The following is a 20,962-nucleotide window of genomic DNA, read 5'->3' on the forward strand; positions in this document are numbered from 1 at the left end:
CGACGGGGGATCGCCCGCATGAGGGTCAACTACAGCCCGGGGTACACGGTGCCGCTGCCCGAGGGGCATGCTTTCCCCATGGGGAAGTTCGCCGCCCTCCGGCACATCCTGGAACGAGACGGGATCATCTCGCCGGAGGACGTGGTGGAGCCGGGCGAGGCCGCGTGGGAGGATCTGGCTCTCGTCCATACGCCCGCGTACCTGCACAAGCTCCGGCACGGCGCGCTGGAACCCGCGGAGGTTCGCCGCCTCGGGCTCCCGTGGTCGCCGGCTCTGGTGCGGCGGTCGCGGCTCGCGGTGCGCGGTACGGTCAACGCGGCCTGGATGGCGCTCGAGGACGGAGTGGCCGCGAATCTGGCGGGGGGTACGCACCATGCGTTCCCCGATCACGGAGAGGGCTTCTGCGTGCTGAACGATGTCGGCGTGGCTGTGCGGCTGCTGCGGCGCGGCGGCTGGATCCGGCGGGCGCTCGTCATCGACCTCGACGTCCATCAGGGGAACGGCACGGCCGCCGTGTTCGCCGACGACCCCGACACCTTCACCTTCTCGATGCACGGGGAAGGGAACTACCCCTTCCGGGAGACGCCGTCGGACCTCGATGTCGGGCTCCCCGACGGCACGGGAGACGAGGGCTACGAGGCGGCCCTGCTGAAGTATCTTTCCGAAGCGCTGTCGCGAGCGCGGCCGGACCTCGTGTTCTACCTGGGAGGGGTCGACGTCCTCGAGGCAGACCGTTTCGGACGCCTCGCACTCACGCGCGCGGGGCTCGAGCAGAGGGATCGCAGCGTGATCGGCATGGTACGCGGCGAAGGGCTGCCGCTCACGCTCCTGCTGTCGGGCGGGTACGCGGCCACCCCCGAGCTGACGGCGGAGTTACACGCGATCGCGCACCGGACGGCGCGCGAAGTGGAGAGCGCCGCGTGAAGACCGTGGAGCCCTCGCGCGGGGAGCGGAGGTCCGACGCGGCCCAGGCCGAGCGGGCGGGCGGCTACTTCGCCAGCGTGACGCTGCGCCTGCCGAGCCTCGAGCCCGAGGCGGTGCTGGTGACGACGCCGGTCGGCATGCGCGGCTTCTGGCAGAGCGGCCCGCACTGGATCGCTCACGCGGGGGCGGCGGCCGAGATCGACAGCCGCGAGGGCGGCTCGGGGCTGCCGCGGAGCCACGTCAACGCCTGGGTGCGGAAGCGGGCCGAGCGGTTGTTCGCGGAGCCGTGGGTTCTCGACCTCGATGGCGAATCACGGCGCCCTCGCCTGCACGGGGGCTTCGCCTTCGACCCGCGCCCCTGCGCCGACCGTGAACCCGGGTTCTGGGAGGCCTTCCCCGGCGCCCGCTTCGTACTCCCCGCGTACGAGGTGGAAGCGGACGGCCGGGGCGCCTGGCTGACCGTCACGCGCCGCTTCGCGGCGGACATCCCCGGGGACCAGGCGATCGACCGCCTGCGCAGGCGCGCGACGCGCACCAGGGAGCAGTTGGTCGAACTGGAGCGCCGGGGGGCGGTCCCCGGGCCCGTCCCGCAGGCGACCGCGTTCGAGGAACTCGTGGACCGGGAGCGCTGGCGGCGCGGGGTCGACCGCATCCTCGCGGGGATCCGGGCGGGCCAGGTCCGCAAGACCGCGCTCGCCCGCCCGCTGGACATCACGTTCGCCGAACCACCCGATTCGGCCGGTGTGCTCTGCGCCCTGCGTACCGCGAACCCGCTCGCGCACCTGTATCTGATGCAGTTCGCGCGCGACCGCTTCTTCGTAGGCGCCGCCCCTGAACTGATCGGATCGCTGCGGGGCCGACGTTTCCGGACCATGGCGGTAGGCGGGTCGACGCCGCGTGGCGCGGATCCGGCATCGGACACCTGGCTCGGACGACAGTTGCTGGACAGCCGCAAGAACCGGGAGGAACACCTCATCGTCGTCGAGGACATCGTCGAGCGCCTCCGCGAGCTCGGAGTCGATGCCGGGGAGATCCCGGATCCGGCCTTGCTGCGCCTCCCGCGTATCCAGCACCTGCGCACGGATCTCGAAGCCGAGACGCCGTCCGGCACGCACGTTCTCTCCCTGGTGGAAGCGCTCCACCCGACCGCGGCCGTGTGCGGCCACCCGCGTCCCGAGGCTCTGCGCCTCCTGCGGGCCGGAGAGCCGCTGGGCCGCGGGTGGTATGCAGGCCCCGTCGGATGGTTCGATGACCGCGGCGACGGGGAGTTCGCGCCGGCGCTTCGGTGCGGCGTGGCGCGCGGACCGCTGCTCCGACTCTATGCCGGTGCCGGCATCGTGAAGGGTTCCTGGGCGCCCGCCGAATGGGGCGAGACTCAGGTCAAGCTGCAGACGATGCTCGCGGCGCTCGGAGTGGCGCGGGTCCCGTGAGCGCGGGACGCTCCGCCGTTCCCAACCGGAACACGCTGTGGGCGCACGCGCTGGTCGACGGACTGGCCCGGCGAGGAGCCACCCGTGCCTGCATCGGTTCGGGCTCCCGCTCGGCCCCGCTTGTCGAAGCGCTGGCCGCGGACGGACGGTTTCTCGTTCACCCGCACGTGGACGAGCGGTGCGCCGCGTTCTTCGCCCTCGGCGTGGGCGCGGAGAGCGGCCGCCCGGCCGTGGTGGTCACCACCTCGGGCACCGCGGCCGCCAACCTCTATCCGGCGATCGTGGAGGCGAGCCAGAGCGAGATTCCCCTGATCGCTCTGACCGCGGACCGGCCCGCGAGCCTCCGGGGGACGGACGCGAACCAGACGATCGACCAGGTAGACCTCTTCGGCCGCTATCCACGCGCGTCGATCGATGTCGCCCTCCCCGAGCCGACCCGGACCGGGCTCGCGCGCCTTGGTGCTGCGGTGGAGGAGGCGTGGCAAGCAGCACTGGGGCCGCCCTCCGGGCCGGTTCACCTGAATGTGCAGTTCGAGAAGCCGCTCGAGCCGGTGCGGGTGCCGGGCGACGTTCCCGCCGACCTCGAGGCGTACGCTCCGGGTCGCGGGGCGCCGGACGGCGACACGGCGCCACCCCGGCCGCACGCCGGCGCCGAACTCGTGACGCTGCTCCGGGGCGCGCGGCGTCCCCTGATCGTGTGCGGTCCCAATCATCGCCCCGCCATCGGGGATGCCGCGCTGTCGCTGGCGGCCCGGGTGCGCGCGCCGGTGCTGGCCGATCCGCTCTCCGGCGCCCGTTTCGGGCTCGGCGCCCGCCGCTGGACGATGGGGCGCGCGGACCTCTTCCTCCGAGCTGCCGAGGTCACCGGAGCGCTACGCCCCGACCTCGTCGTGCGGGTGGGACGGGCTCCGACTTCAGCGGCCGTCTGCCGCTACCTGGAGCACCATCGAGACGTACGCCAGGTCGTCCTCGATCCGGCGCACCGCTGGCGGGATCATCTCGCCACGACCCCGGAGCCGCTGACCGGAGATCCCGTCGCCACGCTCGAGTACTCCGCGGTAGCCGTCTCGAGCCCGGCGGAGACGGACTGGGCCGACCGCTGGCGCGCCGCGGACCGGGCGGCCTGCGCGGCGGTGGAACCCGCCCTGGCGCACGGCTGGTTCGAGGGCGCCATTGCGGCCGCCGTGGCGGAAACGCTGCCCGAGGGGGCGCCGTGGTTCATCGGCAACTCGATGCCCATCCGCGACGTCGACGCGTTCGCCCGCTCGTCGGACCGCCCGCTCCACACCCTGGGCTTTCGGGGCGCGAGCGGAATCGACGGAAACGTGAGCGGGGCACTGGGGGCCGCCGCCGCTTCGGGACGGCCCGCGGCCGCCCTGATCGGTGACCTCACGCTGCTGCACGATGTAGGGGCGCTGGTGGCGGACCCGCCCGCCGACGTGGCACTCCACATCGTCGTCATCCAGAACCGGGGCGGGGGGATCTTCCACATGCTCCCGATCCGCGGATACGATCCGCCGTTCACGCCTTTCGTCGTCATGCCGCAGGGCATCGAACTGGAAGCGGTTGCCGCCGCCGCCGGAATCCCGCACCGTCCCGTCGCGTCGGTCGCCGAGCTTCGGGAGCAGTTGAGCGCGGAACCGGGGAGCCGGGGCCTGCGCCTCACCGAAGCGCGGGTGGACCGCGAACACAACTGGGAGCAGCGCACCGCCGCCATCGAGAGCGCGAGACAGGCGGCGTGCAGCGCGATCTGAAGGCCCGCGGAATCTGACGGAGAGCCCACCATGGCAACGACCTTCACGCCACCCGAGAGTGGCGTCGTCTGGCAGCCGGCTGGAGAGTATCAGGACATCACCTTCCACAAGTCGGACGGCATCGCGCGCATCGCGTTCAACCGTCCGGAGGTGAGGAACGCCTTCCGCCCCGACACCCTGTTCGAGATGTACGAAGCGTTTCAGGACGCGCGGGACGATGAGGAGATCGGCGTCGTTCTCCTCACCGGAAACGGACCCTCCGCCGATGGCAAGTGGGCCTTCTGTTCGGGCGGGGATCAGCGCGTACGGGGGACCGCCGGGTATGTGGGGAAGGACGGCGTCGCCCGTCTCAACGTCCTCGAACTCCAGCGCCTGATCCGCTCGATGCCGAAGCCTGTGATCGCGCTCGTCGCCGGGTACGCGATCGGCGGCGGACATGTGCTCCACGTCGTGTGTGACCTCACCATCGCTGCGGACAACGCGGTGTTGGGACAGACGGGACCCAAGGTGGGAAGCTTCGACGGCGGATTCGGTTCCTCTTACCTGGCCCGGTCGGTGGGCCAGAAGAAGGCGAGAGAGATCTGGTATCTCTGCCGGCAGTATGGGCCGGACGAAGCCGAGCGGATGGGGCTCGTCAACAAGGTGGTACCGCTGGACTCGCTGGAGGCGGAGGGAGTGGACTGGGCGCAGGAGATCCTGGGCAAGAGTCCGCTCGCGATAAGATGTCTGAAGGCCGCCATGAACGCGGATTGCGACGGACAGGCCGGACTTCAGGAACTGGCGGGCCACGCCACGATGCTGTTCTACATGACAGAGGAAGGACAGGAAGGGAAGAACGCTTTCCTCGAGAAACGGCCCCCGAACTTCCGGCGGTATCCCTGGCGCCCGTGAAACCGGGGAGTCCGGGCGCGTGGCTCGCCGGAGCCCGGCTTCGCACGCTGCCGGCGGCGGCGGGACCCGTACTCGCCGGCGGGGGGCTGGCCTGGAGCGACGGCGGGTTCGCCGTCACCCCGTTTCTGGCGGCTCTCGCCGGGGCCCTCCTGATCCAGGTCGGCACGAACTTCTCGAACGACTATTCCGACTTCGTCCGGGGAGCCGACACCGCCGAGCGGCTGGGCACCCCGCGGGTGACGCAGGCCGGCCTGCTCGATCCGCGTGCCGTCCGGCTCGGAGCGGTGGTCTCCTTCGCGCTGGCCGTTGCGGCAGGCGTCTATCTGGTGAGCGTGGGGGGCTGGCCGATCGTGTGGATCGGGGTGGCCGGGATTCTGGCCGGAATCTGCTATACGGGCGGGCCCTGGCCGTTCGGCTATCACGGCCTCGGCGACCTGTTCGTGCTCGTCTTCTTCGGCCCCGTCGCCGTGGCCGGCACCTACTACGTACAACTGGGGCGCTGGGCGCCCGCCGCGCTGCTCGCCGGAATCGGCGCCGGGGCGCTCGCGACGGCGATTCTCGTCGTGAACAACCTGCGCGACCGCGAGACGGATGAGGCGGCCGGCAAGCGCACGCTGGCCGTGCGGATCGGCCGCACCGCGACGTGCGCGCAGTACACGTTCCTGCTGGTCGTGGCGGTCGCGATCCCCCCTGCGGGGTTCCTGGCGGGCCTGTGGCCGGCCGGGGCGTTGCTGGCTTCCGGCGCGGTGCTTCTCACCGCGGCTCCGCTCGGCGCCGTCTGGCGCCATGAGGACCCGCGGGTGCTCAACCCGGCGCTCGCGGCCACGGCGCGGGCGACGGGCGCGTACGGTCTCCTGTTCGCGGCCGGCTGCCTGTGGTGAGCGGCCGGAGCGTGCCGTCTGTGGCGTCCGGCTTCGCCCTTCTGTCGCGAGAAGGCAGCTGGTCCGCCGCTGAAGTCAGCGCTGCCAGCGACACGGTCGCCGCCGCCCTGTCCGCGGAGGGCGTGCCAAGAGGTGCCGTGGTCGCGCACCAGTGCCGGCTCGACCCCGGCGGCGCCGTTGCCCTTGGGGCCATCGCGAAGGCCGGGGGAGTGCTGGCGCCCCTCCACGCCGCGTGGACCGAGTACGAACGCGACACTTTCCTCGCCACGGTTCGGCCGGTGGCCGCGCTGACCGGCCGCGGGATCGAGTGGCCGGCCTCGGGATGGAGCTCACGCTCTCTCGAGGTGCCCGCGTTCGGGGAGCTTACGCTCCACCGCCGGGAGCCCACCTCCCCGGGTCCCCCTGCCGCCGGGCTCGGGGCCCGGCTCGGGGCGGGCATTGAGGCCGGCGCCGTCCTGGCCACCTCGGGCAGCGACGGCGTCCCGCGCCTCGTCGCCCATGAATGGCGATCGCTGGACGCGAATGCCGCCGCGGCGAACGAGCGCCTCGGGTTCGGCCCTGGCGACCGGTGGCTCGCGACCCTGCCCTGGGCGCACGTCGGCGGGCTGGCCGTGCCGCTGAGGGCCGCTGCCGCCGGCGCCGCGGTCGGGCTGGCCTCTCCGAGGTTCGACGCCGAGGCCGTCGTCCGGGCGCTCGGCGACCTGGCCATCACTCACGTCTCGCTTGTACCGGCCATGCTGCACGGGCTGCTGGACGTCGGCGCCCGGCCGCCGGGCTCTCTGCGCGCGGTCCTGCTGGGCGGCGCGGCGACCCCGCCGGATCTGGTGGATCGTGCCCTCTCGGCCGGCTGGCCCGTCGCCCTCACCTACGGACTCACCGAAGCGGGGTCGCAGGTCGCCACGGCCACTCCCCGTGAAGTCCGTGCGGGCGAGCGGTCGTCCGGCCGCCCCCTGCCCGGGGTGCAGGTGCGCATCTGTCCCGTGGCGGAGGCGAAGGGCGACGAGGCCCCCGGCGGCGAGTCGGCGGGCGGCGAGATCGAAGTCCGCGGCCCCACCCTGTTCCACGGGTACGCCGGAGAGCCGCCGCGGCAGCGAGGCGCCTGGTTCGCGACCGGCGATCTCGGGCGCCTCGACGCGCACGGTCGCCTCGAGGTGACGGGGCGGCTGCGCGACCGGATCGTGAGCGGAGGCGCGAATATCGACCCGGTCGAGGTCGAGGCGGTCCTCACCGCCCACCCCGAAGTCCGCGAGGCGGCCGTCATCGGCTTGCCCGACCAGACGTGGGGCCAGATCGTTACCGCCGTGATCGTCGGGGGCGATCCGCAACTCGCGTCCCGTGTGGACAGGTGGTGCCGCGAACGCCTCTCGGGCGCGCGAGCGCCCCGCCGCTGGGAAATGGTGGACTGCCTGCCCCGCACCGCGACGGGGAAAGTGGACCGCGCTCGCCTGAGATCGCGGATGGCCGGGCTGAGATGTGATTGATGAGCGGGCGACATCCTGCGGAGGAAGGATCTTTGACAATCGCGGGTGATGTCGAAGATCTTGCGTTCCGATCTCCCGGCAGCAGCGGTCTAACCATGATGACACTCAACGGTCGCGACGCCGAGCTTGTCGACGCCATCGTACACGCGGTGGATGCCAGGTTCGAAGCAAGATTCGCCGGCATGCACGAGGAGTTTGTCGGCTTGCGCGAGAGGTTCGTCGCGCTCGGGGACAGGTTCGTCGCGCTCGGGGACGGGTTCGTCGTCCTCCGGCATCAGTTTGTTGGTCTTCGCCAGGAGTTCGCCGACGCCCGCCACGGTTTCGCCGACGCGCGCCACGGTTTCGCCGACGTTCGAAATGAAATCATTGCGCTGCGCGAGAAGCTCGCGAAGGACCGCGAACGAGACCGCGAACGAGTCGAGGCACGGTTCGACCGCTTGGAGGTGCGGGTGGGCGCCATCGAGCATCTGATCGCCGAACTCGATGTCCCGCGCCGCACGGCGGGGTTCAGAAAGCCCGCGGTGTCCGAGCCTCCCGGATGATCGGCTCTCGAATGGCGGGGGGCCGATGAGCACCGTCGCCGCCGTCGCGCTCGCCTGCCAGAAAAGCCGGTTTCAGCTCGACGAAGGCGCCCACTTCCTCAACTGCGCCTATCTCGGGCCCCTGCCGCGTTCCGTCGCCGAGGCCGGCGTGGCGGGTATCCGGCGCAAGCTCTCGCCGACCCCGTTCGCAAGCTCGGAATTCTTCACGGACTGCGACCGCGCCCGGGACCGGTTCGGGCGCCTCGTGAACGCCGCCCCGGAGCGGATCGCGCTCCTCCCCTCCGCTTCCTACGGCATCGCGGTCGCCGCCCGGAATCTGCCCCTGGAACCGGGGCAGAACATCGTGGTCCTCGGAGAGCAGTTCCCGAGCAACGTCTATGTGTGGCGGCGCCGGGCGGCCGCCCTCGGCTGCGAACTGAGAACCGTCGAGCGCCCCGGCCCGCCCCCCTCCGCGGCACTGTGGAACGAACGGCTGCTCGATGCGATCGGCCCGGACACCGCTGTCGTGGCCCTCCCGCACTGCCACTGGACCGATGGCACGCGGATCGACCTTGAAGCCGCCGGCCGGGGGGCCCGCGAAGTCGGCGCCGCGCTCGTCATCGACGCTTCCCAGTCCATCGGCGCCGTCCCCTTCGACGTGCAGCGTATCCGGCCCGACGCGCTCATCACGGTCGGATACAAGTGGATCATGGGCCCCTATTCGATGTCGCTCGGTTACTTCGGCCCCCGCTTCGACGACGGCGTCCCGCTCGAGGAGACGTGGATCTCTCGCCGCGGGGCCGAGGACTTCCAGGGACTCGTCGACTACACGGACGAGTACCGGGAGGGGGCCGCGCGATACGACGTGGGGCAGACCTCCAACTTCATCCTGATCCCCATGCTCATCGAGGCGCTCGACCTGATCCTCTCATGGGACCCCGCTCACATCCTCGACTACTGCAAGGGCTTGCTCGCCGGACTCGCGGAGGAACTTCGGGGTTGGGGCTGGGCGATCGAGGACGATGTCTGGCGCGCCGGACACATGCTCGGCGTCCGCCTTCCGGCAGGTTTCGAGTTGGCGGAACTCGAGGCGCGCCTTACGGCGGCCCGGGTCTACGCCTCTCTCCGCGGCGACGCCCTGCGCGTTTCACCGAACGTCTACAACGAGCCTCGCGACATCGAAACTCTCCGGCAGGTCCTCAGGACCTTCGCATAGAGAGGGTTCCCGGCGCGCCCGCCGCCGCCGCCGCCGGCTCTCCGATGGCTCAGTCCGGGTGTCGCGGGAGGCCGCGGATGATATCCAGGGCCGCGTCCTCCGTCGCCAGCGGCGGGGGCAGCCGGCCGGACCAGTCCCGGGCGACGCTCCGCACACGCCCCGTCGCGCGGTCCACGATCAGCGCCCCCCGCCCGCCCCGGCTGCGGTCCACGGCGGTGAAGCCTTCGGGTCCCGAAAGCGTGACGCGATCCAGCGCGGCCACCCAGGCCGGGTCGAAGGGAATGGCGAACGTGAACGTCCGGCCGCGCCCGTCGACCTCATCCGGCGCGAATCCGAGTGAGAACAGGTTCCGGCCCTCCGCGTCCATGCCCGCCAGCCGGTAGGGGCCCGGCGCCTCGGGGAGTTTGGGGCGCGCGGTGTGGACGAAGGTCGGTTCGAGCCGTAGCCCGTCGTCCCGCACTCCTCCCCACAGAAGCAGTACCGCCTCGGGGCGGGCGGCCCGCGCCGGTGGCACAGCGCCCGTCGCGACGCGCGAGGCCCTGGCGAGGCGGAACTCGAACATCTCCGTGAAGCTGTAGTCGCTGATCCACTGAGGATAACAATAGGACATCAAATCCTTGTATCCTTCGGGATCGAACAGATGGCCCAGTCCCAAACCTTCTTCGTCGCCAAAGTCGTGCCCCCAGGTCCCTATAGTTCCGTTCGCCCAGGGATAGTCGTCGTCCACTCTGCCCGGGTCCGTCAAGGGATCGTCGCAGGGGGTATGCGGCCGTCCGAGATTGTGGCCAAGTTCGTGCGCGAAGACCAGCTCGAGACGCCCGGCCTTCTGGAGCCGGCCATCGGCCCCGTGGGAAGCCGTCAGAGTGGTCCGGCCCCGGAGCAGCCCCAAACCGTCGATCCAGAACGCGTCCGGGTGTCGCGATCGTGGCGCCGGCACCCCGAATATTCCACTGTAATATTCATTGTCGTCTTTCGCTTCCATGGTCCGCAGCAGTTCGATCTCTCCCAGGAGGCCGGCGACGCCCGCCTCCGTCGTATCCGCCCACGTGAAGTACGGCTCCCGCAGCGCCAGGCTCAGATCGCCGATGGGGAGCACGGTGCGGGTATACCGCAGGACGCTCCGAGCCAGCGCCGAGCCGGCACCGGAAGCGGCGGCGACCAGTTCGGCCGCGAAGTCCGCTACGCCCGGATTGACGTCGCGGTTGGCCTCCGTGTGGTACTGCACGGGGACGAGCGTCATGTGAAGCGGGGGCACGTCCCGCACGCCGAGATCGTAACGGCCCTGGGCAGGGAAGCGCGGCTGGCTCTCGGAGGTGAGAGGGACCGTCCCGTCAGGATCCATCTCCACGACCAAGCTCAGGCCGGGTTCGAGGACGTGGCCCGGGATGATCGCGTTGAAGGACCGGCCCAGGCGGCTCTCGTCGACCTCCAGCGGAATCCCTCCGGTGGGAGGTTCGAGCGCGACCCGGTGCGTCTCCACCTCACCCCGGAAGAAAGTGGCCCTCGCCGACGCTCTGAAGCTGTTGACTTCGTCGGCCGTCGCGAAGACCCGGAGCAGTGAACGCCGGCCCGCGACGAGGGGAACCTCGCCCTCCCGACTCTGCGTCGCCTGCGTCACGTAGGCGGTGGGCACCGATAGCGCCACCGATTCGGGGTTCGCCACCACCAGCGGATCGCCCGCGACGATGTCGAAGCCGTCGCAGCGGTCCACGCAGATGTCCGACAGGGCATCCCCCGTGCCGATGGTCACGGAAATCGGGGCGTCCGAGCCGTCGTCGGGCGTCAGCCGCACGCGTGCGCTCGCCGTGCTCCCGGCCCGGAGCAGGATCGAGTCGACCGAGAGGGTCCCGCCTCGCGCCGAGAGCGGAAGCATCATGGTGAACGGCGCTCCCTCAAGCATGCGCGCTTCCAGCTCGGCGGACCCCGGGGCCGTGGAATCCTCGCCGTCGCCGCGCGCCAGCCGCACCTGGAACGCGAACGCCACCCGGTTCCCCGCCAGACCCAGCGTTTCCAGCCTGAACAGGCGCGAGAACACTCCCGGAGGCAACGATGTCAGTTCGTTGTCTCCGAGATACAGCTCCCGCAGGGCGGTGAGCCCCTGAAACAGGGTGGGGGGCAGTTCCGCCAGCCGATTGTCGAACAGCGAGATCCATCCCAGTCTCCGGAGGCCGGAAAACAGGCCCGGCGGAAGCCTGGTGAGTTCGTTGCCCGAGAGATCCACAACCTCGAGACTGGAAAGATCGGAGAATATGTTCTCCGGGAGCTCGGTCAGACGGTTGCCCTGCAGAGAGAGCCATTCCAGGCCCGGGAGGTTACGGAAGTCGTCCTCGTTCAACTCGGTGATGATCTCGTCGTAATCGATGCCGTCGCCGTCTTCGTCCCACTTGAGCGGGAGCGCCTTGAGCCGGGCCAGGTCCTGCTGATCGGGATCGCTGCACAGGTCGACCCGGAGCCTCTCGACGATCCCATCGCGCACCTGCGGTGTCCGGTCGCACACCCCTTCGCGGATCACGACCACGGCGCTGGAGGGCGAGGCGAGCACGTAGCCCGTCTCGTTGTCGGGTCGGTCAAGGGAGACGGTGAAGACTTCGATCGGCGGTTCGATCTCGTCGTCATCAACGACGGTGATGGCGATCGTCGTCCCGCTCGCTCCCGCCGGCACTTCAACCGAGCCGTTCGCGAAGTAGTCGGCCGCTTCCGCATCATCAGTCAGGTGGGAGGCGTCCAGGCCCAGCGTGTAGCTCAGCGTGAGAGGAGCGGTTGCGGCCTCCGCCAGTACCACCTCGAGTCGCGCGTCCACTCCCTCGATCGCCTGGGCCACTCCCAACGCGAATGTAAGTGCCGCACCCGCCGTCACCTCGAAGCGCTGGGTCGCCGAGAGCCCGTCCCCGTCGTTCGCCGTGACCGCCACCGCTGCCGTGCCGCGCGATCTGCCTTCCAGGGTTACGACGCTCCCCGACACCGACACCCTGGCCACGAGGGGATCTCCCGAAACGGCCGTGAAGGTCAGCGCGTCGCCGTCCGGATCGCGGAAGTAGGGAGTCACGTCCACGTTCGCGAGTTGCCCGATGGGCACATCGGTCGCCGGGATGGCGTCCACCACGAGGGGGCTCCGGTTGCGGTCGGGCTCCGGCGATGTGGTCCCGGTGCCGCAGGCTCCCAGCCATCCGGCCACGGCCGCGAGCGCGATGAGCGACGCGCGGCTTCCGGAGCGGGATCTGGGGCGGGACATCGGGCTAGCCGGGCTCCTCCACGCGCCGCACCATCACACCTCCGCCGCTCTCGTTCCTGGCCCTGAACCCGAGGAGGTGGAGAAGCCCGATCACGTACCGGTTGCGCGCCCACCGGCCCACGAGGACGGCATCTTCGCGGTCCGGGTGTGGATGGATCCCCGGCAGCCAGACAGCCACGCGGTCCGCGCCCACGCCGCGCAGGATCCGGGAGACGGTCAGCCACGCGGGAGCCCGCCGCCGGACGATGAAGAACCCGTCGTCGCCCTGCCGCTGGTAGAGCGGCAGGAAGACACGACCCGCACGTTCCGTTCGAACCGCGCCGTTCCGATCCGCGCCGATTTCGTCGCCGGCCCGAACCCGGTCGAAGTTCCTGAACCCCGAACGCATCCGGAAATCGTCGTCCTCGGATACGACATGCCGGTAGCGAACGTCCAGGACGCGCGGGAGACCCTCCGCGCGGCGGGCCAGGCGAGCCCTCCGATCCTCCGGACCCGACCTGCTACCCGCCTCGATGAGTCCAATCGCCTCCAGCAGGATCCACACCGCGTCCTCGTGCGCCTCGATCGACGAGGCGGCCGTGTGTTGCCCTCCCTCGATCCCGATGCTACGCCAACCCAGGCGGTCGAAGTACTGGTGCATGGCGCCGTCGATCTGTTCCTCCAGTCCGAGGACCATGGGGACCGGAAGCAGGAGTGCCAGCTCACGGTTCTGAAGCGTGTCCCCCAGCGTCGTGAAGGGCGCGCTGTCCGACGATGTCGTGTGGAGGTCCAGCACGTAGATCGGCCCGCGGGCTCGCCGGCTCTCTTCCTGGATGGCTGCGAGCAGATCCCGCTGTTCCGCCAGTTCGGCGCTCCCCACCATCGGCAGTCCGGCGCCCTCCCGAGCCGCCCCCCCGGGGCGCAGCGACTCCAGAACGGTCGCCACCCGCTCGCGCTGCCAGATGCGGTTCAGGTCCTCATCGATGAAGCGCGTCCCAGCTTCGAGCGCCGGAAGGTTGCCGCGAAGGCCCACAAGGTCGCCGCGCATGGGGAGCCCGCTCCCGGACAGCTCGTCCAGCACGCGTTTCAGCGCCACCGTGCCGGCCGGTTCATTCCCGTGGAGGGAGGCGATGCAGAGGATGAGTGGACCCGGTTCGCCGCCGCGAACCGAACCGATCCGCCGCGCGGGGTCTGCTCCCTCATCTGTGGCGGCCGAGGACGTGGTGTGCTTCACGCCTGCGGTCGCTGAAGCGTTTCCGTCTTCGCCGCGAACACGAAGTCGCTCTCGGTGAGACCGTCGATCTTGTGTGTCCAGATGCGAACGATGACGCGCCCCCAGGCGAGGAACATGTCCGGGTGATGGTTCTGCTCCTCCGCCAGTTCACCCACCCGGTTCACGAACCCCAGAGCGGTGACGAAATTGGGGAAGCGGTACTCCTTCTCGAGGTGATGACCATCGACGACGCTCCAGTCACCCCCGAGTTCCTCCGCCAGTTCGGCGAGGGCGGTTCCTTCCAGGGGCGGGACGCCGCCCCGGCAGGGGACGCACTGCTGCTGAGCGAGCGAGTTCGACATGGGTTCCTCTCATGGCTGCGGCCCGGCGACGTGACAGACGAGCGGGGAGACGGGAAAGAATCGCCGCGTGTTCGGGCCGGCGCAACTCTTTGCCACGGGCTGCGCTAGCATGCGTTCTCGACCGCGTTCAGAAGTTCGGCGTAGTCCGGCTCGACGCCCGCGTCCTCCGTGACCCAGGTGTACGCGACCTTCCCATCGGTGCCGATCACGAAAGCCGCTCTCTTCGCGACGCCGTGAAAGCCGTGGAAGTCGTCGTACAGCACGCCCCACTCGCCCGTCACCGTGCGGTTGAAGTCCGAGAGGATGGGGAAGGGGATGTTCTCCGCCGCCCGGAACCGCGATGTCACGAACGGACTGTCCACCGAGATGCCCAGTACGACGGCGTGGAGGGCGTCGAACGCGCTCCAGTCGTCCCGGATCCGGCAGAACTCCGCCGTACAGACCGAGGTGAAGGCGAAGGGAAAGAAGAGGAGGACGATCCGCTCGCGTCCCAGGTGGTCCGCGAGATCGATCGTCTGGCCGGCCTCGTACGGGAGCGTGAAGGGCTCCACGCGGTCGCCTACAGACATCTTCATGGGTTTCATCATAGCTAGAACGCACCGCCGCCGCCGCCGCCGAAGCCGCCGCCAGAGAACCCGCCGCCGGCAAAACTCGAGCCCCCGACGTTGCGCGGGCCGGCGCTTCGCGGGGCGGACAGCATGGTGCTGTGCGCCTCGCTCGACATGCTGCTCAGGCTATTGACGAGGATGTGGGAGTTGAACGTGGACAGCGCATGCCCGCGATACCAATCCGGCGGCTCGCGGTACATATCGGCGAACGCACCCGCCCACTGGCTCTCGACCCCGAGCGCCATCGCATAGGGCAGATACTTCTCGAACACCTCCGGCCCCGTGATCACGCGCTTGTAGCGGTCCGCTTCGACGCGCGTGAGAAACTCCTCGAACCCCTTCACGTGGCGGAGCAACTCGATCCCGTGTTTCGTGCGCGCCGGCATGAAGCAGCCGAACCCGACGATGACGAGGGTGGAGAAGATCGCCGCCAGTCCGATGGCGAGCGGCGCCAGGGGAAGTGCCGCTCGGGCCACCAGGCCTCCGAAGAAGATCGCGATCCCGACGAAGAACCCGAGCCCCACATACTTCCCCGCGACCTGGGTGGGAGACTCCGAGTAGACGCCGTGCTCGATGAGCGTCCGCAGGAGCTGGGACTTGAGGCCGGGAAGTTGGCGGTAGAACCGGTCCTTCAACTCCGACAGCCGACGGCTGCGGCGGCCGTCGAAGACCGCCGTCACCAGCGCGCTCTCGTGCGGGGCGAGCGTGTCGCCGCCGGACCGGGTACGGCGGAATGTGTAATCCCCCTTCCCCTCCTCCTCTATCGTCAGATGACCGCGCACGGCGAGATCCACCAGCGTTGAGGTGATGTCCCGCAGGTCGGCCCGGTTGTCGACGATGACGCCGACCTCGGCCGGGGTCAGATCCGCGGGCGGCTCGTAGCGCGGCTCGATGGACCCGATCTCCGGATCGCGTCCCCGCTCGTTCCACCTGCGGTACATGAAGCCGAAGGCCAGGAAGGGGAGGAAGAGCGGCCAGTTCGCGAACAGGTACATGGCGGCGAGCCCGACGGCCGTGGGGCGTTGAACGATGCCGGCGTCCCAGGCGACTCCGACGGTCAGCCCTTCCCGGAAGCCGAGCGGCCGGTCGGTCCGCACGTCGATCTGCGAGCCCGCGATCTCGACCGTCGCTTCCTCTCCCGTCGAACCGTACCCGCCCGTGAAGGCCTGCGCGCGGATGCCCCCCACCGCGGGCGGGAGGCGTACCGTGGCGCTTGCCGCATCGATCGGCACCGGCCACTCGGTTCCCGTCACGTTCCAGTACAGTTCGTCGTACGCTTCGACGATCCCGTCTTCCCCTTCATCCGCGTCCGAGAACCGAAGGGCATTCGTCACCTCATAGGTGACTCGAACCGTGCGGGTGGCGTCGACCGCTCCGGGCACCCAGACCTTGATCTCGAGGTTGTCGCCCTCACGGTCGGTCTCGTAGCGGAGGCCGTTCCCCGCCTCGTCCGTCACAGACTCCACCGACAGCCGGAGTCGGTACCGGAGGCCTCCGGACCGGTATTCGACGGGGATGGTGCGGTAGATCCCGTTGTACCGTCCCTCGAACCTGGGCCGGATCGTCTCGGTTACCTCGATGGTGCGGTCCTCGAGCACCCGGATGTCGGCGTGGAAGCTCTCGATCCGCCAGGAACGCCCGTCCTGCGCGGCCACCGGGGCAGGGGACGCGCAGGAGCCGCCGAGAAACGCGGTCAGCGTCGCCGCGATCGTTCCCGCGGCCCTCACCCGCGCGGCGGGCCTCAGGCTTCGGCCCATCATGAGAAGTTCACGCTCGGGCCCTCACGCTGTCGCTCATCGTCGAGGGCGAAGAACTGCCGGCCGGTGTGGCCGAACAGCCGGGCCAGAACGTTCGTCGGGAAGAGCTGGGTCTTCGTGTTGTAGTCCCGGACGACCGCGTTGTAATACCGCCTGGCGTTCTGGACCCCCTCCTCGAGGTCATCGAGAGACCCCTGAAGGTCGGTGAACCCCTCCACGGCCCTGAGCTGCGGATAAGCCTCCGAGAGGGCGAACAGCTTCCCGAGTGCTCCGGCCAGCACCCCCTCCGCCTCGGCCGCCTCGGCCGGTCCCTGCGCGCTCATGGCCCGGTTTCGCGCCTCGACCACCGCCTCCAGCGTCTCCCGCTCGTGTCCGGCGGACCCCTTCACCGTCTCCACGAGGTTGGGGATCAGGTCCCAGCGCCTCTTGAGCTGGACGTCGATGTCGGCCCAGGCGCTGTCCGCGCGCACCCTCAGGCGCACGAGACTGTTGTACATGCCGATCACGACGAACGTGATCACTCCCAGTATGATAAGGAACCACAACATGATTTCCTCCTGCTTCGCGCCTACTCCCCGCGGCCCAGACGGAGGATGATCTCGAACTCCTCCTCCGTCACCGGCATGACCGACAGTCGCATGCCGCGCTTCATCACGTTGATACTCTCGAGGCCGCCGGTCTCTTTCATCGTCTGCCGTGTCACCGGCGTGGCAAACGTCTCGACATACCGGAAATCGGGACACCACCAGCGTGGATTGTCCCGGCTCGACCTGGCGTCGAAGTACCGGCTGTCGGGATCGAACTGCGTCGAGTCCGCGTGCGCCGGGCCGGCCACCTCCGCCACGCCGTAGACGCCGAGCACCTTGGTGTTGGAGTGATAGATGAGGATCTTCTCGCCGGGGTTCATGCGGTCGCGCATGAAGTTCCGGACCTGGTAGTTGCGCACCCCGTCCCATTCGGTCTCGCCGTCCCGCGCGAGATCGTCGATCGAATACACATGCGGCTCGGTCTTCGCCAGCCAGTACCCCGTGATCTCAATCGGCATGTCAGGCCCTCCTCCAGCCCGTCTCTTGACGTTGCCCGGGCCGGCCGCCCAGATAGGACGAATCTACCGGCCGACGAACGGATGGACGAATCCGCAACGGGGAGCCAAGTGGACGCTTTCGAGATCGAGATCGCGGTACGCACCTACGAACTCGACATGCTCGGTCACGTGAACAACGCCGTGTACCTGAACTGGCTGGAACAGGGGAGGCTGTCGGCGATGGAGCGCTGCGGGTACTCCGTGCGCTCGCTGGCCCGGGACTGGCTCACGAACATCGTCCGGGCCGAGGTGGACTTCCGGAGTCCCACCCTCTACGGAGATCGGCTGATCGTCACGACCGCGCTCGCGCGCGTCGGCAGGACCAGTTTCTCGCTGGCGAGCGAGATTCTCCGCCTGCCCGAGCGGGAGATCGTGGCGGAAGCGCTCGCCGTGCTAGTTTGGCTTGACGGGGACGGACGCCCGACCCCGCTGCCCGCCGATTTCGAGGCGCGCTGGAAGGCGAGCCTGTCGGGCGTCTGCGAAAGGAAACCGCCTACGGAGAGAGCATGAAGATCCCGCTCTATCAACTCGACGCATTCGCGGACCGGCCTTTCGAGGGGAACCCGGCCGCTGTCTGTCCGCTCGACGCGTGGCTGGACGACGCCACCCTCCAGAAGATTGCCGCCGAGAACAATCTCTCCGAGACGGCGTTCTTCGTGCCCGAAGGCGCGGGGTTCGGTCTGCGCTGGTTCACGCCGGTCTCGGAGGTCGATCTGTGCGGCCACGCGACGCTGGCTTCGGCGTGGGTGATTCTCAACCAGATGGGGCCGGAACGAGAGGATGTCCGTTTCGCGACGAGGAGCGGGGAGTTGATCGTGCGGCAGGGCGAGGACGGACGACTCGTGATGGACTTTCCCGCGAAACCGGCGGTGCCCCGGGCCGCCCCCCGGGCGCTGATCGAGGGCCTGGGCGCCGAGCCCATCGAAGTACTGGCATCGGACCGTGACTACCTGGTGCTGTTTGCGGCCGAAGACGATGTTCGCAAGCTGAAACCGCATTTCGCGCGCCTGCGCGGTCTGGACCGGCTCGGGATCATCGCGAGCGCTCCGGGGGTGAGCGCGGACTTCGTGTCGAGGTTCTTCGCGCCCAGCGTGGGGGTGCGGGAGGATCCGGTGACCGGATCGGCGCACTGCACGCTCGTGCCCTACTGGGCCGCGCGGCTCGGACGCGGGGATGCCTCTCTCGAGGCCCGGCAGATCAGCGCCCGCGGCGGGACGCTTGTCTGTCGCCACCTCGGGGAACGCGTGACGATCGCCGGTCGCGCCGCCCTCTACCTGTGCGGTGAGATCAGCCTGTGAACGCGGACGCCCGGAACGCCGTGACCCCTTGGACGGGTCGGCCGTCCAAGGGATGTCGTACATTGGTTCACGGGCACCTGTACGCACAGGACGCAGCGGAGGAGAACATGCACACTCGGACACCGTGGCGGCACGCACGCCGCATGGGGGCGGGACTGATTGCGCTGGCGGCCCTGGCGCCCGCGGTAGAGGCACAGGCACCCGGCGGACCGTTCGCCGCACAGAGCCCTCGCGGGAACGCCGCGCGCTGGGAGCTTGGCGGAGTCTTCACCGTCATGTCGCCGCAGGGCCAGTTCGGCTCGCTCATCGACGAGGGCTTCGGCGCGGGATTCATCGCCTCGCTCGGATTCGATGACGCCCGCGCCTTCCGGCTGCGGTTCGATGCCGGATACGTGAACTACGGCTCGGAGCGCTTCGGCATTCCCGTGCTCGCGGTCACGGACCGGATCGTGGCCGATCTCGTCACCCGTAACAACATCGGCTACGTCGGCCTGGGGCCCGAAATTCGGCTTCCGTACGGTCCGATCCAGCCCTATGTGAACGGCTTCGTCGGCGTCGGCTACTTCTTCACCGTGAGTTCCGTCGACCGATGGGATCCCTTCGAGTCCTATGACTACGGGACCACCGTCAACTTCGACGATGTCCGTCTCGCGTACGGGGCCGGCGGCGGCCTCGCGATCCGGCTCAACCAGTCGAACACCCCGCTCTCGTTGAAGCTAGAGGTGCAGTACCGGAGGCACGGCCGGACGAAGTACCTCCTACCCGGCAGCATCGTGGAAGACGGGGTCGGCGGCACCTCGTTCACACCGATCTACTCGGATGCCGATTTCATGCTCTTTCAGGTGGGGGTGGCCGTCGGTCTCTGACGGACGTCAGGGTGTGCGCCGCTCCAGCCGGGCCACGGAACCGGCGATGTCCACCACGTAGAGTTCCCCGGAGCCGTCGACGCCGAACGAGGACACCGCGCCCAGATTCCGCACGTCCCAGCTTCGTTCGTCGGCGGCCTCTCCTCCGTCGAGCCGGAAGCTGCGCAGGAAGCCCGAGCAGAAGTCCGAGTAGAAGTAGTGGCCGACGATCTCGGGGAGTCGTGACCCGCGGTAGACGTAGCCTCCGGTCACCGAGCAGGCCCCGCCCGCATGGGTGTACTCCACCACCGGGAGCGTGAGACCGGACATATCACATCCCGAACTCTGGAAGCACGTCGAGCCCTCCATCGTGTTCCAACCGTAGTTGACCCCCGCCTCGCCCGCGGGCACGGCGTTGATTTCCTCGATCTCGTTCTGGCCGACGTCCGCCACGTACAGAACGTCTCCCTCGGGGTCGAAGGTGGATCTCCACGGATTCCGGACTCCGATGGCCCAGATCTCGCCGCGCGCGCCCTCCTGTCCCGCGAACGGGTTGTCATCGGGGATCGCGTACGGATCGCCTCCATCCACGTCGATGCGGAGGATCGAACCGTGCAGCGTCTCGGGGTTCTGCCCGTTCCCGAACGGATCACCGCCTCCGCCTTCGTCGCCGAGGAAGATGTACAGCATCCCGTCGGGCCCGAACTGGAGCATCCCCCCGTTGTGGTTCGTGCGACGCTGGGTGAGCGCGAGGATCTGCTTCGCCGAACCGGGGTCGAGCCGGCCGGGATCGCTCGACACCGTGTAGCGCTCCACGACCGTGTCGTCACCCGTATCCGTGTAGTAGACGTAGACGTAGCCGTTGTCCGCGTACCGAGGGTGAAAGACCATGGTCAGGAGACCGCCCTCCGACGCCGTACCCACCCGCCCGGTCAGGTCGAGGAAGGGCGTGCCGAGCAGCTGCCCTCCGGCGTCCGCGATGCGGATGCGGCCGGTCTTCTCGACCAGGAAGAGGCGCGCGTCACCGGGGAGGGCGGCGAGGAAGACCGGCTGCTCGAGTCCGCTGAGAACCGTATTCGCCGCGAGCTCGAAGCTAACGGGCTCGGGGGGTGGGGGCGGCGGTGGAGGCGGGGCAGGAGAGGGACCCGGACCCGTGCCGTCCGAGCACCCACCCCACACGATGCCCGCGATGCCCGCCAGAACGGCGAGATCTCGCGCCGCCAGCGACGGTCTCGCCGAGGCCCCCGTCCAACGGTTTCTCAGGGCACGAGTTCCGGCCGGCGGTACTTGAGGAAGAAGACCCCCTCCTTGCCGCTTGAGACGACGATCGTCCCGCTCGCGAAGAAGGGGTAGTTGGACCACGAGCCATCGAACGTGACCGACTCGTCCCACGGCACGGTGTCGAAGAAGCCGACCTCGCGCGGGTTCTCGCGGTCGCTGATGTCGAGCACGCGCAGCCCGCTGACGTAGTTCGACTGGTACATGA

At 69.4% G+C, this 20,962-nt stretch carries 19 protein-coding genes and 1 pseudogene; 11 read left to right on the forward strand and 9 right to left on the reverse strand.

The annotated features are described in order from the left end of the window. Positions 1-18: 18 nt before the first annotated feature. The 8 genes from ACN9M6_RS15085 (at position 19) to ACN9M6_RS15120 (ending at position 9,098) form a co-directional block, all read left to right on the forward strand. Positions 19-924: a histone deacetylase gene (locus ACN9M6_RS15085; RefSeq protein WP_419163702.1), complete on the forward strand. Its 906-nt coding sequence runs from the start codon at positions 19-21 to the stop codon at positions 922-924. Then, positions 921-2,354, forward strand: a complete 1,434-nt coding sequence (locus tag ACN9M6_RS15090) for an isochorismate synthase (protein WP_419163703.1) — start codon at positions 921-923, stop codon at positions 2,352-2,354. Before ACN9M6_RS15085 ends, ACN9M6_RS15090 begins: the two co-directional genes overlap by 4 nt. Next, the gene (gene menD / locus ACN9M6_RS15095; RefSeq protein ID WP_419163704.1) at positions 2,351-4,108 is read left to right on the forward strand and encodes a 2-succinyl-5-enolpyruvyl-6-hydroxy-3-cyclohexene-1-carboxylic-acid synthase; all 1,758 of its coding nucleotides are present in this window, start codon (positions 2,351-2,353) and stop codon (positions 4,106-4,108) included. The genes ACN9M6_RS15090 and menD overlap by 4 nt, the downstream gene beginning before the upstream one ends. A 30-nt stretch (positions 4,109-4,138) precedes the next feature. Beyond that, positions 4,139-4,999, forward strand: coding sequence for a 1,4-dihydroxy-2-naphthoyl-CoA synthase (gene menB, locus ACN9M6_RS15100; RefSeq protein WP_419163705.1), 861 nt, complete (start codon positions 4,139-4,141; stop codon positions 4,997-4,999). Beyond that, positions 4,996-5,880, forward strand: coding sequence for a 1,4-dihydroxy-2-naphthoate polyprenyltransferase (locus ACN9M6_RS15105; RefSeq protein WP_419163706.1), 885 nt, complete (start codon positions 4,996-4,998; stop codon positions 5,878-5,880). The genes menB and ACN9M6_RS15105 overlap by 4 nt, the downstream gene beginning before the upstream one ends. Positions 5,881-5,900: 20 nt before the next feature. Further along, positions 5,901-7,361, forward strand: a complete 1,461-nt coding sequence (locus tag ACN9M6_RS15110) for a class I adenylate-forming enzyme family protein (RefSeq protein WP_419163707.1) — start codon at positions 5,901-5,903, stop codon at positions 7,359-7,361. Positions 7,362-7,456: 95 nt separating this feature from the next. Then, the gene (locus ACN9M6_RS15115) at positions 7,457-7,903 is read left to right on the forward strand and encodes a hypothetical protein (RefSeq protein WP_419163708.1); all 447 of its coding nucleotides are present in this window, start codon (positions 7,457-7,459) and stop codon (positions 7,901-7,903) included. A 25-nt stretch (positions 7,904-7,928) separates the two neighbouring features. Beyond that, entirely contained in the window at positions 7,929-9,098 is a 1,170-nt protein-coding gene (locus ACN9M6_RS15120; RefSeq protein WP_419163709.1) for an aminotransferase class V-fold PLP-dependent enzyme, read from the forward strand. A 49-nt stretch (positions 9,099-9,147) separates the two neighbouring features. On the opposite strand, the gene ACN9M6_RS15125 is transcribed toward ACN9M6_RS15120, so the two are convergent. The 7 genes from ACN9M6_RS15125 to ACN9M6_RS15155 all read right to left on the reverse strand — a co-directional run bounded on the left by ACN9M6_RS15125 (position 9,148) and on the right by ACN9M6_RS15155 (position 17,294). Continuing rightward, positions 9,148-12,330: an Ig-like domain-containing protein gene (locus ACN9M6_RS15125; RefSeq protein WP_419163710.1), complete on the reverse strand. Its 3,183-nt coding sequence runs from the start codon at positions 12,328-12,330 to the stop codon at positions 9,148-9,150. Between the two features lie 4 nt (positions 12,331-12,334). Further along, positions 12,335-13,543, reverse strand: coding sequence for a succinylglutamate desuccinylase/aspartoacylase family protein (locus ACN9M6_RS15130; protein WP_419163711.1), 1,209 nt, complete (start codon positions 13,541-13,543; stop codon positions 12,335-12,337). Continuing rightward, positions 13,540-13,884 (reverse strand): 4a-hydroxytetrahydrobiopterin dehydratase, encoded by a 345-nt coding sequence (locus ACN9M6_RS15135; RefSeq protein WP_419163712.1) that lies wholly within the window; start codon positions 13,882-13,884, stop codon positions 13,540-13,542. Before ACN9M6_RS15135 ends, ACN9M6_RS15130 begins: the two co-directional genes overlap by 4 nt. A gap of 104 nt (positions 13,885-13,988) precedes the next feature. After that, complete coding sequence (locus ACN9M6_RS15140; protein WP_419163713.1) at positions 13,989-14,459, reverse strand: redoxin domain-containing protein; 471 nt, start codon at positions 14,457-14,459, stop codon at positions 13,989-13,991. A 14-nt stretch (positions 14,460-14,473) separates the two neighbouring features. After that, the gene (locus ACN9M6_RS15145; RefSeq protein WP_419163714.1) at positions 14,474-16,252 is read right to left on the reverse strand and encodes a DUF2207 domain-containing protein; all 1,779 of its coding nucleotides are present in this window, start codon (positions 16,250-16,252) and stop codon (positions 14,474-14,476) included. After that, positions 16,249-16,797, reverse strand: a complete 549-nt coding sequence (locus ACN9M6_RS15150) for a LemA family protein (RefSeq protein ID WP_419163715.1) — start codon at positions 16,795-16,797, stop codon at positions 16,249-16,251. The genes ACN9M6_RS15145 and ACN9M6_RS15150 overlap by 4 nt, the downstream gene beginning before the upstream one ends. 20 nt (positions 16,798-16,817) lie before the next feature. Beyond that, positions 16,818-17,294, reverse strand: a complete 477-nt coding sequence (locus ACN9M6_RS15155; protein WP_419163716.1) for an EVE domain-containing protein — start codon at positions 17,292-17,294, stop codon at positions 16,818-16,820. 81 nt (positions 17,295-17,375) lie between these two features. On the opposite strand from ACN9M6_RS15155, the gene ACN9M6_RS15160 reads away from it, so the two are divergent. The 3 genes from ACN9M6_RS15160 (at position 17,376) to ACN9M6_RS15170 (ending at position 19,497) form a co-directional block, all read left to right on the forward strand. After that, positions 17,376-17,843: an acyl-CoA thioesterase gene (locus tag ACN9M6_RS15160; protein ID WP_419163717.1), complete on the forward strand. Its 468-nt coding sequence runs from the start codon at positions 17,376-17,378 to the stop codon at positions 17,841-17,843. Then, positions 17,840-18,631 carry a PhzF family phenazine biosynthesis protein gene (locus ACN9M6_RS15165; RefSeq protein WP_419163718.1) on the forward strand — a complete coding sequence of 264 codons (792 nt, stop codon included), beginning with the start codon at positions 17,840-17,842 and terminating at the stop codon, positions 18,629-18,631. The genes ACN9M6_RS15160 and ACN9M6_RS15165 overlap by 4 nt, the downstream gene beginning before the upstream one ends. A 107-nt stretch (positions 18,632-18,738) precedes the next feature. Continuing rightward, complete coding sequence (locus tag ACN9M6_RS15170) at positions 18,739-19,497, forward strand: hypothetical protein (protein ID WP_419163719.1); 759 nt, start codon at positions 18,739-18,741, stop codon at positions 19,495-19,497. Between the two features lie 6 nt (positions 19,498-19,503). On the opposite strand, the gene ACN9M6_RS15175 is transcribed toward ACN9M6_RS15170, so the two are convergent. Both ACN9M6_RS15175 and ACN9M6_RS15180 read right to left on the reverse strand, forming a co-directional pair. Further along, entirely contained in the window at positions 19,504-20,655 is a 1,152-nt protein-coding gene (locus ACN9M6_RS15175; protein WP_419163720.1) for a PQQ-dependent sugar dehydrogenase, read from the reverse strand. 80 nt (positions 20,656-20,735) lie between these two features. After that, a pseudogene (locus ACN9M6_RS15180) lies at positions 20,736-20,962 on the reverse strand (hypothetical protein); the annotation flags it as partial.

The sequence above is a fragment of the Candidatus Palauibacter sp. genome (assembly GCF_965197445.1).
In the GTDB taxonomy this organism is placed as follows: domain Bacteria; phylum Gemmatimonadota; class Gemmatimonadetes; order Palauibacterales; family Palauibacteraceae; genus Palauibacter.

Bases quoted from the DNA above. Each gene is read 5' to 3' on its own strand.
- ACN9M6_RS15085 (WP_419163702.1), top strand. From the start codon at position 19: ATGAGGGTCAACTACAGCCCGGGGTACACGGTGCCGCTGCCCGAGGGG.
- menB (WP_419163705.1), top strand. From the start codon at position 4,139: ATGGCAACGACCTTCACGCCACCCGAGAGTGGCGTCGTCTGGCAGCCG.
- ACN9M6_RS15115 (WP_419163708.1), top strand. From the start codon at position 7,457: ATGATGACACTCAACGGTCGCGACGCCGAGCTTGTCGACGCCATCGTA.
- ACN9M6_RS15120 (WP_419163709.1), top strand. From the start codon at position 7,929: ATGAGCACCGTCGCCGCCGTCGCGCTCGCCTGCCAGAAAAGCCGGTTT.
- ACN9M6_RS15125 (WP_419163710.1), bottom strand. From the start codon at position 12,330: ATGTCCCGCCCCAGATCCCGCTCCGGAAGCCGCGCGTCGCTCATCGCG.
- ACN9M6_RS15135 (WP_419163712.1), bottom strand. From the start codon at position 13,884: ATGTCGAACTCGCTCGCTCAGCAGCAGTGCGTCCCCTGCCGGGGCGGC.
- ACN9M6_RS15140 (WP_419163713.1), bottom strand. From the start codon at position 14,459: ATGAAGATGTCTGTAGGCGACCGCGTGGAGCCCTTCACGCTCCCGTAC.
- ACN9M6_RS15145 (WP_419163714.1), bottom strand. From the start codon at position 16,252: ATGATGGGCCGAAGCCTGAGGCCCGCCGCGCGGGTGAGGGCCGCGGGA.
- ACN9M6_RS15150 (WP_419163715.1), bottom strand. From the start codon at position 16,797: ATGTTGTGGTTCCTTATCATACTGGGAGTGATCACGTTCGTCGTGATC.
- ACN9M6_RS15155 (WP_419163716.1), bottom strand. From the start codon at position 17,294: ATGCCGATTGAGATCACGGGGTACTGGCTGGCGAAGACCGAGCCGCAT.
- ACN9M6_RS15160 (WP_419163717.1), top strand. From the start codon at position 17,376: ATGGACGAATCCGCAACGGGGAGCCAAGTGGACGCTTTCGAGATCGAG.
- ACN9M6_RS15165 (WP_419163718.1), top strand. From the start codon at position 17,840: ATGAAGATCCCGCTCTATCAACTCGACGCATTCGCGGACCGGCCTTTC.
- ACN9M6_RS15170 (WP_419163719.1), top strand. From the start codon at position 18,739: ATGCACACTCGGACACCGTGGCGGCACGCACGCCGCATGGGGGCGGGA.